This window comes from Ruegeria sp. BHSC223 (assembly GCF_059613025.1).
This window is the reverse complement of the sequence record NZ_JBXWRR010000011.1, coordinates 13,575-28,496: the sequence shown is the minus strand read 5'-3', so window position 1 is coordinate 28,496 and position 14,922 is coordinate 13,575. Positions and strand designations below refer to the sequence as shown.

General features: G+C 64.6%; 19 protein-coding genes and 1 tRNA gene. 16 read left to right on the top strand and 4 right to left on the bottom strand.

Annotated elements, in window-relative coordinates; genetic code table 11:
• Positions 1 to 64: 64 nt before the first annotated feature.
• Both cuyA and AC2FNY_RS15515 read left to right on the top strand, forming a co-directional pair.
• Positions 65 to 1,084 carry a D-cysteate sulfo-lyase gene (gene cuyA, locus AC2FNY_RS15520; RefSeq protein WP_234140133.1) on the top strand — a complete coding sequence of 340 codons (1,020 nt, stop codon included), beginning with the start codon at positions 65 to 67 and terminating at the stop codon, positions 1,082 to 1,084.
• Positions 1,085 to 1,121: 37 nt separating this feature from the next.
• Entirely contained in the window at positions 1,122 to 2,108 is a 987-nt protein-coding gene (locus AC2FNY_RS15515; protein WP_496803005.1) for a YeiH family protein, read from the top strand.
• Positions 2,109 to 2,141: 33 nt separating this feature from the next.
• On the opposite strand, the gene AC2FNY_RS15510 is transcribed toward AC2FNY_RS15515, so the two are convergent.
• Genes AC2FNY_RS15510 through AC2FNY_RS15495 form a run of 4 tightly spaced genes read right to left on the bottom strand, consistent with a single transcriptional unit; the run spans position 2,142 to position 6,363 of the window.
• Positions 2,142 to 2,924, bottom strand: coding sequence for a dimethylarginine dimethylaminohydrolase family protein (locus AC2FNY_RS15510; RefSeq protein WP_496803004.1), 783 nt, complete (start codon positions 2,922 to 2,924; stop codon positions 2,142 to 2,144).
• 6 nt (positions 2,925 to 2,930) lie between these two features.
• On the bottom strand, positions 2,931 to 4,532 hold the full coding sequence (locus tag AC2FNY_RS15505) for a 5-guanidino-2-oxopentanoate decarboxylase (RefSeq protein ID WP_496803003.1): 1,602 nt from the start codon (positions 4,530 to 4,532) through the stop codon (positions 2,931 to 2,933).
• On the bottom strand, positions 4,532 to 5,719 hold the full coding sequence (locus tag AC2FNY_RS15500; protein WP_496803002.1) for a pyridoxal phosphate-dependent aminotransferase: 1,188 nt from the start codon (positions 5,717 to 5,719) through the stop codon (positions 4,532 to 4,534). Before AC2FNY_RS15500 ends, AC2FNY_RS15505 begins: the two co-directional genes overlap by 1 nt.
• On the bottom strand, positions 5,716 to 6,363 hold the full coding sequence (locus tag AC2FNY_RS15495; RefSeq protein WP_234140128.1) for a TetR/AcrR family transcriptional regulator: 648 nt from the start codon (positions 6,361 to 6,363) through the stop codon (positions 5,716 to 5,718). Before AC2FNY_RS15495 ends, AC2FNY_RS15500 begins: the two co-directional genes overlap by 4 nt.
• A 138-nt stretch (positions 6,364 to 6,501) precedes the next feature.
• Between AC2FNY_RS15495 and AC2FNY_RS15490 the strand changes: the two genes are divergently transcribed.
• From AC2FNY_RS15490 to AC2FNY_RS15425, 14 genes are all read left to right on the top strand, one after another.
• Entirely contained in the window at positions 6,502 to 7,284 is a 783-nt protein-coding gene (locus AC2FNY_RS15490) for an ABC transporter ATP-binding protein (protein ID WP_496803056.1), read from the top strand.
• A 33-nt stretch (positions 7,285 to 7,317) separates the two neighbouring features.
• Positions 7,318 to 8,088, top strand: a complete 771-nt coding sequence (locus tag AC2FNY_RS15485) for a transporter substrate-binding domain-containing protein (protein WP_496803001.1) — start codon at positions 7,318 to 7,320, stop codon at positions 8,086 to 8,088.
• A 9-nt stretch (positions 8,089 to 8,097) separates the two neighbouring features.
• The gene (locus AC2FNY_RS15480; RefSeq protein WP_234140126.1) at positions 8,098 to 8,850 is read left to right on the top strand and encodes an ABC transporter permease; all 753 of its coding nucleotides are present in this window, start codon (positions 8,098 to 8,100) and stop codon (positions 8,848 to 8,850) included.
• Entirely contained in the window at positions 8,847 to 9,635 is a 789-nt protein-coding gene (locus AC2FNY_RS15475; RefSeq protein ID WP_439653292.1) for an ABC transporter permease, read from the top strand. Before AC2FNY_RS15480 ends, AC2FNY_RS15475 begins: the two co-directional genes overlap by 4 nt.
• 78 nt (positions 9,636 to 9,713) lie before the next feature.
• Positions 9,714 to 10,193, top strand: a complete 480-nt coding sequence (locus tag AC2FNY_RS15470) for a UPF0262 family protein (RefSeq protein WP_234140125.1) — start codon at positions 9,714 to 9,716, stop codon at positions 10,191 to 10,193.
• Positions 10,194 to 10,196: 3 nt separating this feature from the next.
• On the top strand, positions 10,197 to 10,655 hold the full coding sequence (locus tag AC2FNY_RS15465) for an arsenate-mycothiol transferase ArsC (protein ID WP_144084117.1): 459 nt from the start codon (positions 10,197 to 10,199) through the stop codon (positions 10,653 to 10,655).
• Positions 10,652 to 11,050 (top strand): ketosteroid isomerase-related protein, encoded by a 399-nt coding sequence (locus tag AC2FNY_RS15460; protein WP_234140124.1) that lies wholly within the window; start codon positions 10,652 to 10,654, stop codon positions 11,048 to 11,050. Before AC2FNY_RS15465 ends, AC2FNY_RS15460 begins: the two co-directional genes overlap by 4 nt.
• On the top strand, positions 11,043 to 11,636 hold the full coding sequence (locus AC2FNY_RS15455; protein ID WP_496803000.1) for a GNAT family N-acetyltransferase: 594 nt from the start codon (positions 11,043 to 11,045) through the stop codon (positions 11,634 to 11,636). The genes AC2FNY_RS15460 and AC2FNY_RS15455 overlap by 8 nt, the downstream gene beginning before the upstream one ends.
• Before the next feature lie 23 nt (positions 11,637 to 11,659).
• Positions 11,660 to 12,556, top strand: a complete 897-nt coding sequence (locus tag AC2FNY_RS15450; protein ID WP_496802999.1) for a carbon-nitrogen hydrolase family protein — start codon at positions 11,660 to 11,662, stop codon at positions 12,554 to 12,556.
• A 70-nt stretch (positions 12,557 to 12,626) separates the two neighbouring features.
• A complete protein-coding gene (infA, locus tag AC2FNY_RS15445) occupies positions 12,627 to 12,845 on the top strand; it encodes a translation initiation factor IF-1 (RefSeq protein WP_005978431.1) in 219 nt (72 codons plus the stop codon).
• A 10-nt stretch (positions 12,846 to 12,855) separates the two neighbouring features.
• Entirely contained in the window at positions 12,856 to 13,434 is a 579-nt protein-coding gene (locus AC2FNY_RS15440; RefSeq protein ID WP_234140121.1) for a nucleoside triphosphate pyrophosphatase, read from the top strand.
• Positions 13,431 to 14,453, top strand: coding sequence for a ribonuclease E/G (locus AC2FNY_RS15435; RefSeq protein ID WP_496802998.1), 1,023 nt, complete (start codon positions 13,431 to 13,433; stop codon positions 14,451 to 14,453). The genes AC2FNY_RS15440 and AC2FNY_RS15435 overlap by 4 nt, the downstream gene beginning before the upstream one ends.
• Positions 14,450 to 14,632, top strand: coding sequence for a DNA gyrase inhibitor YacG (locus AC2FNY_RS15430; protein WP_234140119.1), 183 nt, complete (start codon positions 14,450 to 14,452; stop codon positions 14,630 to 14,632). The genes AC2FNY_RS15435 and AC2FNY_RS15430 overlap by 4 nt, the downstream gene beginning before the upstream one ends.
• A gap of 79 nt (positions 14,633 to 14,711) precedes the next feature.
• A tRNA-Phe gene (locus AC2FNY_RS15425) sits at positions 14,712 to 14,786 on the top strand.
• Positions 14,787 to 14,922: the final 136 nt, after the last annotated feature.

Genomic DNA, 14,922 nt, shown 5'->3' with positions numbered 1-14,922 from the left:
TTGCATTAGATTGCCCGGAAATTCGAGGGTAAGTTGCCTTAAACCCAATTCAGGAGTTAACACCATGCATCTTGCCCGCTATCCCCGCCGCTTCATCGCCCATCTGCCGACGCCGCTGGAACGGCTGGACCGGCTGACCGCCGAACTGGGTGGGCCCGAGATCTGGATCAAGCGGGACGACTGCACCGGCCTGTCCACCGGCGGCAACAAGACCCGCAAGCTGGAATTCCTGATGGCCGAGGCCGAGTTGCAGGGCGCCGACATGGTGATGACGCAGGGCGCGACCCAGTCGAACCATGCTCGCCAGACCGCCGCATTCGCCGCCAAGCTGGGCATGGATTGCCATATCCTTCTCGAGGACCGGACCGGCTCGAACAACGCGAACTACAACAACAACGGCAACGTGCTGCTGGACCATCTGCATGGCGCCACCACTGAAAAGCGTCCCGGCAGCGGTCTGGACATGAATGCCGAGATGGAACAGGTCGCCGAGAAGTTCCGCGCCGACGGCCGCAAGGTCTATACCATCCCCGGTGGCGGCTCGAATCCGACCGGTGCGCTGGGATATGTGAACTGTGCCTTCGAGATGCTGAACCAGTTCAACGAGCGCGGGCTGAAGGTGGACCATATCGTGCACGCCACCGGCAGCGCGGGCACCCAGGCCGGTCTGATCACCGGGCTTCAGGCGATGAACGCACAGATCCCGCTGTTGGGCATCGGCGTGCGTGCGCCCAAGCCCAAGCAGGAAGAGAATGTCTATAACCTGGCCTGCGCCACCGCCGAGAAGCTGGGCTGCCCCGGTGTCGTCGCGCGCGAGGACGTGGTCGCCAATACCGACTATGTCGGCGAAGGCTATGGCATTCCCACCGAAAGCGGGCTGGAGGCGATCCGCATGTTTGCCGAGCTTGAGGCGATCCTGCTTGACCCGGTCTATTCGGCCAAGGGCGCCGCAGGCTTCATCGACCTGATCCGCAAGGGGCATTTCAAGAAGGGCGAGCGGGTTGTGTTCCTGCATACCGGCGGCGCGGTGGCGCTGTTCGGCTATGACAACGCGTTTGACTATTCGGGACGCTGGGTGGCCTAAGGCCACCCCTACCCCCTTCCTGCCAAGGACATAACCGATGGTATCGGCGCTCAAGTCCCGTTGGGACACCCACTTTGGTGGCATTCTTCTGGTCTGCGTTGTGGCCGCCGCCGCTACCTTTCTGTCCGAGCATTACGGGGCGCCGGCCATGCTGTTCGCGCTGCTGATCGGCATGGCCTTTCACTTTCTGCATCGCGATGCCGCCTTTGCCCCCGGCCTCGATTTCTCGGCCAAGACACTGTTGCGGTTCGGGGTCGGGTTGCTGGGCCTGCGGCTGAGCGTCGGCGATGTGGAAAGCATCGGCTATGGCGCCGTGGCGGCGGTGGGGGGCTTTGTGCTGGCCACGCTCGCCTGTGGCGCCATGCTGTCCTATCTCTTTGGCCGCCGCATGGCCTTTGGCCTGCTGGCGGGCGGTTCGGTGGCAATCTGCGGGGCGTCGGCGGCGCTGGCCATCGCGTCGGTCCTGCCCGCGCGGGCCGATCGCGAGCAGGACACGCTGTTCGTGGTGATCGGGGTGACCGCGCTGTCGACCATCGCGATGATCGCCTATCCGATCCTGTTCGCCAGCCTGGGTATGAGCGATCTGCAATCAGGGTTCTTGATCGGGGCGACCATCCATGACGTGGCGCAGGTGGTCGGCGCGGGCTATTCCATCAGCGAGGAGGCGGGCGTCATCGCCACATTCGTCAAGATGGTGCGGGTGGCGCTGCTGCCGGTGGTGATGCTGGTCGTGATGTTCAGCTTTCGCGGCGCACAGAGCCAGCGGGTCACCCTGCCCTGGTTCCTGGTGATGTTCATCGTGTTGGCGGTGCTGGCCAATACCGGCGTGCTCCCGCAAGCGGTGATCGACGCCATCGGCACCCTGTCGCGCTGGTGCCTTGTGATTGCCATCTCGGCCCTGGGGGTCAAGACAAGCCTCGCCACCATTGCCCATGTCAAGCCGAGCTATGGCGTGATCCTGGTGGTTGAAACCTTGTTTCTGCTGGCCATCGCCATCGGTTTTGTCCTGTTGACCGAGCTTTGAGAGAGGCGCGCTCTGCGCCTCTCTTCTCCAAGGTCAGAACCGCAGCGATAGGCAGGACATGCCGCCATCCAGCTTGGCGCATTCACTGTTGTCGATTTCCACAACCTCAAATCCGGCCTTGTCGAGGGTCTCGGCTGTTTTCGGAAACCCGGCAGGCATCAGCACTAGATTGTTAAAGCGGATCGAGTTGGCTGCGGCCTCTTCTCCCGGGGCGGTGTGGATCACCCGGTAACCTTCGAAACAGCCCGAGGCATCCAGCCGCTCGGTCGCCAGAATGGTCTCGCCATCCAGGAGCGAGCAGTCGGTCTTGAAATGCAGCACGCCGGGCGGGGTAAAGACCTCGCGCAGGGTATGGCCCCAGTCGGCGACGATATCGGTCAGTTCGGCCACTCCGGCGGCATCGGTCCGGTCCGAGCGACCCACCAGGATCTCGCGCCCGGTGACCAGGATATCGCCGCCCTCGATATGGCCGGGGCCGGTGATTTCGCGTAGCTCGGCGTAACAGGCGCGCAGGGTCGGGGCCATTTCGGCCACCTCGCCCATGCGGCTGGGGGCGCCCGGGCGCATCAGCACTGCGCCCTTGGGCAGGCAAAGCGCGGTATCCTCGACAAACAGCGCGTCGGGATAGGCATCGAGCGGCGGCAGTTCGATCACCTCGGCACCGGTGCTTTTCAGGGTGGCGACATAGTGGTCATGCGCCTTTTGCATGCGGGCCAAATCGGGGGTGCCGATATCCTGGGCCCTGAGCCCATCGATCACGCTGGGGGCCGGGCGGCGGGTGATGGCGCGGGTGAATTCATAGGTCGGGTCGGTCATGGCGGATCAATCCTGTTCCGGCGCATAAGGTGCGTCGATTTCGATGAGCGTGGGGCCGGCATGGCGCCGGGCTTTGGCAAGGGCAGAGGCAAAGCCCGCCGGATTGTCGGCGGCGCAGATGCTGTAGGGCATGCCGCAGGCGTCCGCGATGGCGGCAAAATCGGGCGGGGTCGGGTCGCAACCGACCACCTCGACACCCACCGCGCGCATCGACATGTCGATTTCGCGATAGCCGCGACTGTTCCAGATCACGAATGTGATGGGCAGCGCCTCGTCGCGGGCGACCATCAACTCGGTCAGGCTGAACTGCGCCCCGCCATCGCCCGCGATGCAGATCACCGGCGTTTCGGGGGCTGCGATGGCGGCGCCGATGGCGGCAGGGATACCATAGCCCAGTGCGCCGAACCCGGTGGCGGCGTTGAACCAGCCGCCGGGGCGGTCGTGGTCGTAAACAAGGTTGCCGGCATAGATCGGCTGGGTAGAATCCCCCACCATCAGCGCGCCGGGCACCGCATCGCGCGCGGCTTCCAGCATCTCGACCATGCTGCGCATATAGGGGCCTATTTCCTCACGCGCCGCGTGCCGGGCGGCGCTGGCGCGGGCGGCGCCGTCGTGGTTGCGCGCACCCTCGGGCAGCCGCGCCAACAGCCCCTTCACGGCGGCACCCGCGTCGCCCCGGATCGTCAGGTCGGCGGGGTGGCGGGCAAGCTGAGCGTCGCAGAGGTCGATCCGGATCAGCCCCGCCATCGCGGCCATGGTGCCGGTGGCGTACATGTCGTAATCGGTCGGGCCCAGCTCGGTCCCGATGGCCAGCACCCGGTCGGCGCCTGCGATCAGGTTGCGCACCGCGTCAAGGCTGGGGCTGGCGGCCACCGTCAGGGGATGACCATGCATCAGCCCACGCGCGTTCACCGTCTGCACCACCGGCGCATCCAGCCGTTCGGCCAGCGCCAGAACAGCCGTTTCAATGCCCTTTGCCCCGCCTCCGATCAGGATCACCGGGCGTCGCGCGGCGTCGAGCCGCGCGGCAGCAGTGTCGAGCAACGTGGCCTCTGGTTCATCGGGCTTTGCGGGAGCAGCGGCGGGCAGGGCACCGTCGAAATCGATCCCGGCCACGTCCAGCGGTAACTCGATATGACAGGGACCGCCGCGACCTGTGGCGAACCGGTCAAACACCGATCCCAATGCCGGGGCCAGCTGATCCGTCTGCGAGATGCGATGCGCCTCCAGCGCCACCTGCGAGACCAGCGCCAGCTGATCGGGCAATTCGTGCAGATGCCCCATGCCGCGCCCCAGGCTGGCGCGGGTGTTCACGCCCGAAACCACCAGCATCGGCACGCTGTCTGCGCAAGCCTGTCCCATCGCGGTCAGCGTGTTGGTCACCCCCGGTCCGGTGATGACAAAGGCCACGCCGGGCCGCCCCGAGGCCCGGGCATAGCCATCGGCCATGAACCCGGCGCCCTGCTCGTGGCGCGGGGTGACATGACGGATACCCGAAGCAGCCAGACCGCGATACATCTCGATCGTGTGCACGCCGGGAATGCCGAACACACAGGTCACCCCGCGTGCGGCAAGACCTGCCACCAGCGCCTCTCCCACAGTTGTCATCAGGCGTCCTCGCTCTGGAATTGCGCCGCATGGGCGGCGATGCGCTCGCAGGCGGTGTCAAATGCCGCGTCCCCGGCGGTCAGCGCCACCCGGACCCAGCCGTCGATCGTGTCGCCGAACGAGGCGCCCGGCATCACCGCCACTCCGGCATGATCCAGCAGGTGTTCGGCATAGGCCTCGCCCTTCATGCCGGTGCCGGTGACATCGATCATCGCGAACATGCCGGCCTGCGGTTTCAGCACGCGCAGGCAGGTCTGCCCGTTCAGCCGCGCGGCCAGCCGGTCCGCCCGCGCGGCGAACCGTGCCCGCATGCCCGGTGCAACAGAGGAGCCGTTGCGCACCGCCGCCTCGGTCATGTCGGCGATAAAGGGCTGGTTGCCGAAAAGCATGGTTTCCGACAACGGCAGCAGCGCGGCGGTAAACACCTCGGGTCCGATGCACCAGCCACTGCGAAAGCCGGGCGCGGCGTGGGATTTCGAGATCGACGAGACCACGATCACCCGGTCGGCCAGATCGGGTTGGGCAAGCGGCGACGTAAAGCGTTGCCCGTCGAACACCAACTGCTCGTAAACCTCGTCCGAGATGATCCACAGATCATGCTTGCGGGCGAGGTCGCCAATTGCGGCGATATCCTCGGGCGTCAGGATGGCGCCAGTGGGGTTGTGGGGCGTGGTAAGCAGGATGGCGCGGCTGCGCGGCGTGATGCGCGCGGCGATATCGTCGGCTGAAATGCGAAACCCGTTTTCGGGCCGCAGCGGTACCGGCACCAGATCGGCGCCGGTGGCGCGGATCACCCCGGCATAGGTAGCATACATGGGATCGCCCACCAGCACCTCGTCGCCTTCCTCGGCCACGCCCATCAACACCGCGTAGAGCGCGGTCTGGGTGCCCGGAAAGCACATGACCTGCGCATCCGAAATCGCCCGCCCGGTGCTGGCGCTGTAGCGTTCGGCGAGCGCCGAGCGCAGGCCCGGCTCGCCCGCACCATCGGAATAGGTGGTGCGCCCGGCGCGCATCGCGGCCTCGGCCACATCCATCAACTCGGTCGGTGGCGGCACGTCCGGCTCGCCGATGGTCAGGCTGATCACATCGGCGCCCTGGGCGATCATCGCCTTGGCGCGCAGGTAGATGCCCCATTTGGCGCCGCCCAGATCGGCCAGGCGGCGGGTAATGGCGGTTGTTTTCATGCCTCTTCTCCCGGATCGTTCAGGGTCAGTCCCAGAATGGCGCCGACCGAGGTCAGGCCGATGTTCACAAGTTCGCCCGGATCAAAGGCATCGGGCAGAGCGCCGCCCTCCAGCCAGAGCCCGTCGATGACGGCGTTACAGGCGATGGCCAGCGCGCGCAGCCGCTCGGGCGTGGGGGTTTCACCTGCCTCTTCCAGCGCAGGGGCGATCAGTGCCTGCAAGCGGTCGCGAAAGTCGTAATAGGTGCGGCTGTGCACCTCGGCCATGCGCGGGTCGCGCTGCACCATGTTGAGGAACCCGGCCCACAGACCCACTGCCTGTGGGCTGCTGACCGGGGGGGTCAGGCTGGCGCGCACAATGCGCGCCAATTGGTGCGCCGCCGGTTCGCCCGCCCGGCGGGGGCCTTCCATCGTGGCATCGGTCAGCTGGCTCATATGTGCCTGATAGGCGGCATAGATCAGTTCGTCCTTGCCATCGAAATAGTGCCGGATCAGACCCAGCGTCACGCCCGCCTCGTCCGCGATGCCGCGCACGGTCGCTGCCTGCACACCCTTGCGCCCGATCAGGGTCAGCGTCGCCCGGATCAGCGCCTCGCGCCGGTGTTCGGCGGATTCGCGGGTAAAGCTGCGGCGTGGGCTGTCCAAGGGCGGGGCCTCCTGCGGGGTGAAAAGCGGGCTTGATTTGCGTCGCCCATGTTGTTATACATCTGTATAAATATAAACAGAGCCGGGCCGAAAAGGCAACCGGAAAGTCAGGGGGATGGCGTGACAGCAACGCAGGAACTGACGCCCGACGCGGGGGCCGCCAGCGATTTGGCGGGGACATTGCTGATCGAGGATCTGCATAAATCCTTTGGCGATCTCGAAGTGCTCAAGGGCGTGTCGCTGACCGCGAACCGGGGCGATGTGATCGCGATCATCGGCGGCTCGGGCTCGGGCAAGTCGACCATGCTGCGCTGCATCAACTTTCTGGAAACCCCCAGTTCGGGCCGGATCGTGATCGGCGGCGAGGAAATTCAGATGCGCGCCGACGGTACCGCTGCCAACCGCAAACAGCTGGAGCGGGTGCGCACCCGGCTGGCGATGGTGTTCCAGTCGTTCAACCTGTGGACCCACCGCACCCTGTTGGAAAACGTGATCGAAGTGCCGGTGCATGTGCTGAAAGTGCCGCGTGCGCAGGCGATCGAAAAGGCGCGCGCGCTGCTTGCGCGGGTGGGTCTGGCTGAGAAAGAGGGCACCTATCCGCTGTTCCTGTCCGGTGGTCAGCAGCAGCGCGCGGCCATCGCGCGCGCGCTGGCGGTGGACCCGGCGGTGATGCTGTTTGACGAGCCGACCTCGGCGCTGGATCCCGAACTGGTGGGCGAAGTGCTGGGCGTGATGCGCGACCTTGCCGCCGAGGGACGCACCATGCTGGTGGTCACGCATGAGATGAACTTTGCCCGCGAGGTCGCCGACCATGTGGTGTATCTTTATCAGGGCCGGATCGAGGAGCAGGGGCCACCCGACCAGATATTCGGCAACCCGCAATCCGAGCGGCTGAAACAGTTTCTGAAATCCATCAACTGAACCCCCAAGAATGAACAACAGGGAGACCAACATATGAAACTCAAGACATCGCTGCTGGCCGGTCTGGCCGCATTGGCCCTGGGCGCGGGTGCCGTGGCCGCCGAAGAGGTCAAGATCGGCATCGCGGCCGAGCCCTATCCGCCCTTCGCCTCGCCCGATTCCGCCGGCAACTGGGTCGGCTGGGAGGTCGAGGTGATCGACGCCGTCTGCAAGGCCGCCGCATTGGATTGCGTGCTGACGCCGGTCGCATGGGACGGCATCATCCCCTCGCTGACCGGCAAGCAGATCGACGCCATCATGGCCTCGATGTCGATCACCGAAGAGCGGATGCAGACCATCGACTTTTCGAACCCCTATTACAACACGCCCGCCGTGATCGTCGCCGACAAGTCGCTGGATATTGATGCGTCGCCCGCCTCGCTGGCCGGCAAGATCATCGGGGTGCAGGCCTCGACCATTCACCAGGCCTATGCCAACGCGTATTTCGGTGATGCCGAGATCCGCGTCTATCAGACTCAGGACGAGGCCAATCAGGACCTTTATGCCGGTCGCATCGACGCCACCCAGGCCGACAGCATCGCCATGGCCGATTTTGTCGCCACCGATGCGGGCCAGTGCTGCGAGATCAAGGGCGCCGTTGCCAATGACGAGGCGATCCTGGGCAAGGGCGTGGGCGCCGGGGTGCGCAAGGGTGACGATGCGCTGCGCGAGGCGCTGAACAAGGGTATCGCCGCAATCCTGGCCGATGGCACGCACGAGGCGATCACCGCGCGTTACTTCACCGCGCCCATCTACAGCGAATAATCGCAGTCGATGGAGGGGCTTCTGGACCTGCTCGGCCTGGCGAAAAGCGCCGAGCTGCTGTCGCTGTCACCACCGGGCTGGGGGATGAACCTGCTGCGCGGTCTGGGCAAATCGCTTCAGATCGCGTTCGGGGCCTTCGGCTTCGGTCTGGTGATCGGGCTGTTCGGAGCCTATGGCAAGCTTTATGGCGGGCCGGTCATTCGTGATCTGCTCGCCATTTATACCACCGTTGTCCGGGCCGTGCCCGAACTGGTGCTGATCCTCATTCTCTATTTCGTGGGTACCGACCTGATCAACCGCGCGTCCGAGGCGCTGGGATATGGCCGGGTTGAGATCAGCGGCGTTGCCGCCGGTATCTGGGTTTTGGGCGTGGTGCAGGGTGCCTATTCGACCGAGGTGCTGCGCGGTGCCATCCTGGCAGTGCCGCAGGGCCAGATCGAGGCGGCGCGCGCCTTTGGCATGCCGCCGGTGATGCTGATGCGGCGGGTGACCATTCCGGCGATGCTGTCCTTTGCCCTGCCGGGGCTGGCGAACCTGTGGCTGATCGCCACCAAAGATACCGCGCTGCTGGCGGTTGTGGGCTTTAGCGAGCTGACACTGGAAACCCGGCAGGCGGCGTCGAGCACGCGGGCCTATTTCACCTTTTTCCTCGCCGCGGGCGCGCTCTATCTGATGGTGACGCTGATGTCGTCCGCGCTGTTCCAGCTGCTCGAGCGGCGGTCGCGGCGCGGGCAGCCCTCTCTCAAGGGGGCGGGCCGATGATGCGGATGATCCGTCCGATGCTGATGCCGCACCGGCTGGTGCTGATCGGGCTGGCTGTGGCGCTGGTGGTCTGGTGCGCGCTGACGCTGCGCTGGGACTGGTTGCCGAAGTACATGCCGCTGGCGATGGAGGGGCTGTGGCGCACCGTCTGGCTGCTCGCAGCGAGTACATTCCTGGGCTTCCTGCTGGCGGTGCCGCTGGGTTTTGCCCAGGCGGTGGGGCCCTGGTATCTGTCGACGCCCGCGCGGGTGTTCTGCACCCTGATCCGGGGCACGCCGCTGCTGTTGCAGATCTGGCTGCTTTATTACGGGTTGGGTTCGGTCTTTCCCCAGATCGACGGTATCCGAGACAGCGTTCTGTGGCCCTATCTGCGGCAGGCCTGGCCCTATGCGCTGCTGGCGCTGACGCTGTCCTTTGCCGGGTACGAGGGTGAGGTGATGCGCGGCGCATTCGCCGGGGTCAATCGCGGCCAGCTTGAGGCCGCGCGCTCGTTCGGGATGCCTCGTTTCACCCTGTTCCGCCGCATCTGGCTGCCGCAGGCGATCAACAACGTGCTGCCGACGCTGGGTGGCGAGACCATCCTGCAACTGAAGGCAACGCCGCTGGTGGCGACGATCACGGTGGTCGAGATCTTCGCTGTCTCCTCGCGGGTGCGGCAGGACACGTTCGTGATCTACGAACCGCTCCTGTTGCTGGCGCTGGTCTATATGGTCATCGCGGGGCTGATCGCGCTGGCGTTTCGCTGGCTGGAGAACCGGGTACCCACGCGGCGCCCCGGCAGCTGATCGCGCATCGCGACACGTTGCCCATCGCAAACCCATGGTGTAGGTCTGTCCCGATCTATCGAACAGGCACCCGTGACGATGAGCCGTATTTCTCATATCGAGCTGGATGACAGCAACCTTCCCCCGCCCACGCCCGAGATCGAGCAGGAGCGCAAAGTCGCGATCTATGATCTGCTGGAGGAAAACAGCTTTGCCCTGCCGGCACGCGACGACCGCGCGGTGCCAGACGGGCCCTACCGGGTAAACCTGTCTATCCGCGACAAGCGGCTGGTCTTTGACATCCAGACCGAGGACGAAGAGAAGGCGGCCGAATTCCACCTGTCGCTGGGCCCGTTCCGGCAGGTGGTCAAGGATTACTTCCAGATCTGCGAAAGCTATTTCAACGCGGTCAAGACCCTGCCGCCCAGCCAGATCGAGACCATCGACATGGCCCGGCGCGGCATCCACAACGAGGGCAGCCGGGTGTTGCAGGAACGGCTGGACGGCAAGGCCGAGATCGACACCGACACCGCGCGTCGCCTGTTCACCCTGATCTGCGTTCTGCATTTCGGGGGCTGAATGGTGCACCCGCTTCCGCAGTCGGTCCTGTTTTGCTGCGACCACAACGCGGTCCGCTCGCCCATGGCGGAAGGCATCATGAAGAAATTCTATGGCACCGGCACCTATGTGCAATCCGCCGGTGTTCATAACGACATGGAAATCGACGGGTTCTGTATCGCCGTCTGTCAGGAGATCGACGTCGAACTGGCGCGTCACCGGTCGCGATCCTTCGACATGATGCAGGAATGGGGTGACGACCTCAGCTCTTTCGATCTGGTGGTGGCGCTGTCGCCGGCCAGCCAGCGTCGGGCGCTGGAACTGACCCGTTTTTTTCACCTCGATGTCGAATATTGGCCAATTATGGACCCTACCGGACTGGGCGAGACGCGGGCGGAGAAGCTACACCACTATCGTCAGACCCGCGATCAGATCATCAAACATCTGAAAGAGCGCTGGGGAGAGCCAACGGAGAGATCATGAGCGAGACCGTCAAACGCTATTTCGACGCCTTCAACGCGGGCGATGTGCAGGGCATGCTGGACTGCCTGTCCGAGGATGTGGCCCATCACGTGAACGAGGGCCAAATCCGTGTCGGCAAAGAGAAATTCGCCGATTTCTGCGCCCACATGAACCGCTGCTACAAAGAGCTGTTGACCGACATCGTCGTGTTCGAGGCCGAGGGCGGCACCCGCGCGGCGGCGGAGTTCATCGTCAACGGGACCTATCTGCAAACCGATTCCGGCCTGCCCGAGGCGCATGGCCAGACCTATCGTCTGCCGGCGGGGTCGTTTTTTACGCTGACGGGTGACAAGATCTCGCGCGTGACGACGTTCTACAACCTGGCCGATTGGGTGAAACAGGTCTCGAATGGCTGAGGTGACCGAGGTCCGGGCGCTGACCGGCGCGGCGCTGGACGCCGCGCTGGACGATGTGGCCCGGCTGCGGATCGCGGTGTTCCGCGCCTGGCCCTATCTTTACGACGGTGACCTGGACTATGAGCGGAAGTATCTGCAGGCCTATCGCAACAGTGATCGGGCCATCGTGGTTGGCGCCTTTGATGGTGATCGGCTGATCGGCGCCTCGACCGGCATGCCGCTGGCCGATCATGCCGATGATTTCGGTGCTGCCTTTGAGGGTACCGGCCTGACACTGGAGGAGGTGTTTTATTGCGCCGAATCCGTGCTGTTGCCCGAGTATCGCGGCCATGGTGTCGGGCACCGGTTCTTTGACCTGCGCGAGGGCCATGCCCACGCGCTGGGTTTCGCCAAATGCGCCTTTTGCGGCGTGCAGCGCCCCGCCGATCACCCGCTGAAGCCCGACACCTATCGCCCGCTCGATGCGTTCTGGCGCGCGCGGGGGTACGAGAAACTGCCCGGAGCCGTGGCGCATTTCAGCTGGAAAGATCTGGATCAGGACCACGAGACCGACAAGCCGCTGCAATTCTGGCTCAGGGATCTCTGATCCCGCCCTTGGAGAGACCGCAGATGAAAATCGCCACCGCCGCCTATCCGCTCGACTGGCTCGACAGCTGGGCGCAATACGAGGACAAGCTGGCCCATTGGGTATCCGAGGCCGCCGGACAAGGGGCCGATCTGCTGGTCTTTCCCGAATACGGCGCCATGGAGCTGAGCACGTTGGCCGGGCCTGCGGTCGCTGCCGATCTCGAAGGGTCGATCCGCGCGGTCAGTGAGCGGATGGAAGACGCCGCTGCCCTGCATTTGAAACTGGCCGCCGAACATGGCGTGCATATCCTGGGTGCGTCAGCGCCGGTTGATCCCGGTGCAGGTCGTCCGGTGAACCGGGCGGAACTTTACACGCCCGCCGGAGGACGTGACCATCAGGACAAGCAGATCATGACACGGTTCGAGCGCGAGGATTGGGACATAGCACCCGGCGGGCCGCTGAAACTGTTCGACACCGCTCTGGGCAGGATCGGCGTTTTGATCTGTTATGACAGCGAATTCCCGCTGTTGGGCCGGGCTTTGAGCGAGGCCGATATCCTGCTTGTCCCGTCCTGCACCGAGGCATTGGCGGGATACAGCCGCGTGCGGATCGGTGCGATGGCACGGGCGCTGGAAAACCAGTGCGTGACCGCCATGGCCTCGCTTGTGGGTGACAACGACTGGTCTGACGCGGTGGACCGCAATACCGGCATGGGCGGCATATTCGGCCCGCCTGACAAGGGCTTTCCCGGTACCGGTATTCTGGCCGAAGGACAGATGAACCGGCCTGGCTGGACCTATGCCGAGGTCGACTTGTCGGCCATCGCCCATGTGCGCGCCGATGGCGGTGTCCTGAACCGTAGCCATTGGGTCGAACAGGACAGGCGGGTCGGTTCGGTCACAAACTCTTGCCTGCGTGCAAAAGCACCCTTGAATTAGGGGGGAAATGAGCGCATTTAAGCGCCAGTGCCTGCGGATTCCGCGGGCTAAACGCAATAATGGAGACAACATGGCCAAGGAAGATACGCTCGAATTTCCCGGTGTCGTGAAGGAACTCCTGCCCAATGCGACGTTCCGGGTCGAGCTTGAAAACGGCCATGAGATCATCGCGCATACGGCAGGCAAGATGCGCAAGAACCGCATCCGTGTTCTGGCTGGCGACAAGGTGCAGGTCGAGATGACCCCCTATGATCTGACCAAGGGTCGGATCAACTACCGCTTCAAGTAACGCCTTTCGCATGGCGTTCATTCTCGGATCGGGCAGCCCAAGGCGGCTGGACCTGCTGGCGCAGCTTGGCATCACGCCGGATGCGGTGCGCCCACCCGAGATCGACGAGACCCCGGCCAAGGGCGAACTGCCCCGCGCCTATTGCACCCGCATCAGTCGTGAGAAGGTGGCCGCCGTCGAGGCCGGGCCGGACGATATCGTTCTGTGCGCCGATACCACCGTCGCGCTTGGCCGTCGTATCCTGGGCAAACCGGCAGACGCGGGAGAGGCGGCCGAGTTCCTGCATGCGCTGTCCGGGCGCCGGCATCGCGTGATCACCGCTGTGGCGGTGCGATGCGGTGGCCGTCTGTGGGAGCGGGACGTGGTAAGCCAGGTCAAGGTCAAGCGGCTCTCGGATCCCGAAGTGAACCGGTATCTCGCCACTGACGATTGGAAGGGCAAGGCCGGGGCTTATGCCATTCAGGGCCCGGCTGGCGCGTTCATTCCCTGGATCTCGGGTTCGTTCAGCGCCATCGTCGGCCTGCCGCTGGCGGAAACCGCCGCCCTTCTGGCCGCCGCGGGGCACCCCAAGTTCAAAGGTGACACATGAAAGGCCGCACCATCGTACTGGATCATATCGCCGGACGCGAGGCTGCGGCGCTGATGGTCGATGGCCAGCTGGACGATTTCCTGATCGCTGGCGACGCGCCACCACCCGGCACCATCTATCGCGCCCGCGCCGATCGACCGGTCAAGGGGCAGGGCGGCATGTTCCTGACCACCCCCGATGGCCCGGCCTTTCTGCGCCAGATCAAGGGGCTGGCCCCCGGCACGCATCTGCTTGTTCAGGTGACCGGGTATCCCGAGCCGGGCAAGGCACTCCCGGTCACATCCAAGCTGTTGTTCAAGAGCCGCCATGCCATCGTCACGCCCGATGCGCCGGGGCTGAACCTGTCGCGCAGCATCCGCGACGAAGCCGAGCGTGACCGCCTGTTGGAAATCGCGCATGATGTGATGGAGGGCCATGGCTTTGGCCTGATCCTGCGCTCGTCTTGTGCAGAGGTCGCGGCCGAGGTGATTGCCGAGGATATCGAGGCGATGATCTCTCAGGCCCGGCAGGTGCTGGAGGACGATGGCAAGGGTTGCGAGACCCTGATCGAAGGTGACGGCCCGCATGTTCTGGCCTGGCGCGACTGGACCGATCCGGCCGAAGTTGTGACCGAGGCGGGCGGGTTCGAGGATCATGGCGTGCTCGACGCGCTGGAGCGGGTGCGCGGCATTGCCGAGCCACTGCCGGGCGGTGGCCACCTCTATATCCAGCCCACCCGCGCGCTGGTGGCGGTGGATGTGAATACCGGCAGCGATACCTCGCTGGCGGCAGGGCAAAAGGCAAATTTCGCCTGCGCGAAACTGCTGCCGCGCGCCCTGCGCGTGCGGGGCCTGGGCGGCCAGATCACGCTGGATCTGGCGCCCATGGCCAAGAAGGACAGGCGCGGGTTCGAAGCCGCCCTGCGGGCCGCGTTGAAGGCCGATAGCGAAGAGACGACCCTGGCGGGCTGGACCCCGTTGGGTCATTACGAACTGCAACGCAAGCGCGGTCGGGTGCCGGTGTCGGAGGCGCTGTCATGAGTTGCCCGATCTGCGGGTCCGAAACCGTTCCCGCCTATCGTCCCTTCTGCTCGAAACGCTGCGCCGATCTTGATCTGGCCAAGTGGTTGAATGGCTCCTATGCGATCCCGTCTTCGTCTGAAGAGGAAGACGAAGCCCTTGATGATGAGGCCGAAACTCAGGCCAAGCTGCGGCACTGAAAAAACTTGAAAAAGCCTCTGGACACCGCCTCAGCCACGTCCTAGAAGGCCTCCACCCAGCGGCAGAAGCCGTTCCCGTGCCCGGGTAGCTCAGGGGTAGAGCAGTGGATTGAAAATCCTCGTGTCGGTGGTTCGATTCCGCCCCCGGGCACCACTAAAACCAAATTATAACAATGATTTGGATGGCGTTCCGCGTCGGTTGCCGCGGCACTGTTTCGCTGTGGGTATCATTTGGGTATCTGCTCCAGAACCGTTACATGGTACGCGCTTGGTCCGGCCGCCTTGAACGT

What these genes read in the sequence shown, in the direction of transcription:
- cuyA (WP_234140133.1), top strand. Translation starts at nt 65, where the DNA reads ATGCATCTTGCCCGCTATCCCCGCCGCTTCATCGCCCATCTGCCGACG.
- AC2FNY_RS15515 (WP_496803005.1), top strand. Translation starts at nt 1,122, where the DNA reads ATGGTATCGGCGCTCAAGTCCCGTTGGGACACCCACTTTGGTGGCATT.
- AC2FNY_RS15510 (WP_496803004.1), bottom strand. Translation starts at nt 2,924, where the DNA reads ATGACCGACCCGACCTATGAATTCACCCGCGCCATCACCCGCCGCCCG.
- AC2FNY_RS15505 (WP_496803003.1), bottom strand. Translation starts at nt 4,532, where the DNA reads ATGACAACTGTGGGAGAGGCGCTGGTGGCAGGTCTTGCCGCACGCGGG.
- AC2FNY_RS15500 (WP_496803002.1), bottom strand. Translation starts at nt 5,719, where the DNA reads ATGAAAACAACCGCCATTACCCGCCGCCTGGCCGATCTGGGCGGCGCC.
- AC2FNY_RS15485 (WP_496803001.1), top strand. Translation starts at nt 7,318, where the DNA reads ATGAAACTCAAGACATCGCTGCTGGCCGGTCTGGCCGCATTGGCCCTG.
- AC2FNY_RS15480 (WP_234140126.1), top strand. Translation starts at nt 8,098, where the DNA reads ATGGAGGGGCTTCTGGACCTGCTCGGCCTGGCGAAAAGCGCCGAGCTG.
- AC2FNY_RS15475 (WP_439653292.1), top strand. Translation starts at nt 8,847, where the DNA reads ATGATGCGGATGATCCGTCCGATGCTGATGCCGCACCGGCTGGTGCTG.
- AC2FNY_RS15470 (WP_234140125.1), top strand. Translation starts at nt 9,714, where the DNA reads ATGAGCCGTATTTCTCATATCGAGCTGGATGACAGCAACCTTCCCCCG.
- AC2FNY_RS15460 (WP_234140124.1), top strand. Translation starts at nt 10,652, where the DNA reads ATGAGCGAGACCGTCAAACGCTATTTCGACGCCTTCAACGCGGGCGAT.
- AC2FNY_RS15455 (WP_496803000.1), top strand. Translation starts at nt 11,043, where the DNA reads ATGGCTGAGGTGACCGAGGTCCGGGCGCTGACCGGCGCGGCGCTGGAC.
- AC2FNY_RS15450 (WP_496802999.1), top strand. Translation starts at nt 11,660, where the DNA reads ATGAAAATCGCCACCGCCGCCTATCCGCTCGACTGGCTCGACAGCTGG.
- infA (WP_005978431.1), top strand. Translation starts at nt 12,627, where the DNA reads ATGGCCAAGGAAGATACGCTCGAATTTCCCGGTGTCGTGAAGGAACTC.
- AC2FNY_RS15440 (WP_234140121.1), top strand. Translation starts at nt 12,856, where the DNA reads ATGGCGTTCATTCTCGGATCGGGCAGCCCAAGGCGGCTGGACCTGCTG.
- AC2FNY_RS15435 (WP_496802998.1), top strand. Translation starts at nt 13,431, where the DNA reads ATGAAAGGCCGCACCATCGTACTGGATCATATCGCCGGACGCGAGGCT.
- AC2FNY_RS15430 (WP_234140119.1), top strand. Translation starts at nt 14,450, where the DNA reads ATGAGTTGCCCGATCTGCGGGTCCGAAACCGTTCCCGCCTATCGTCCC.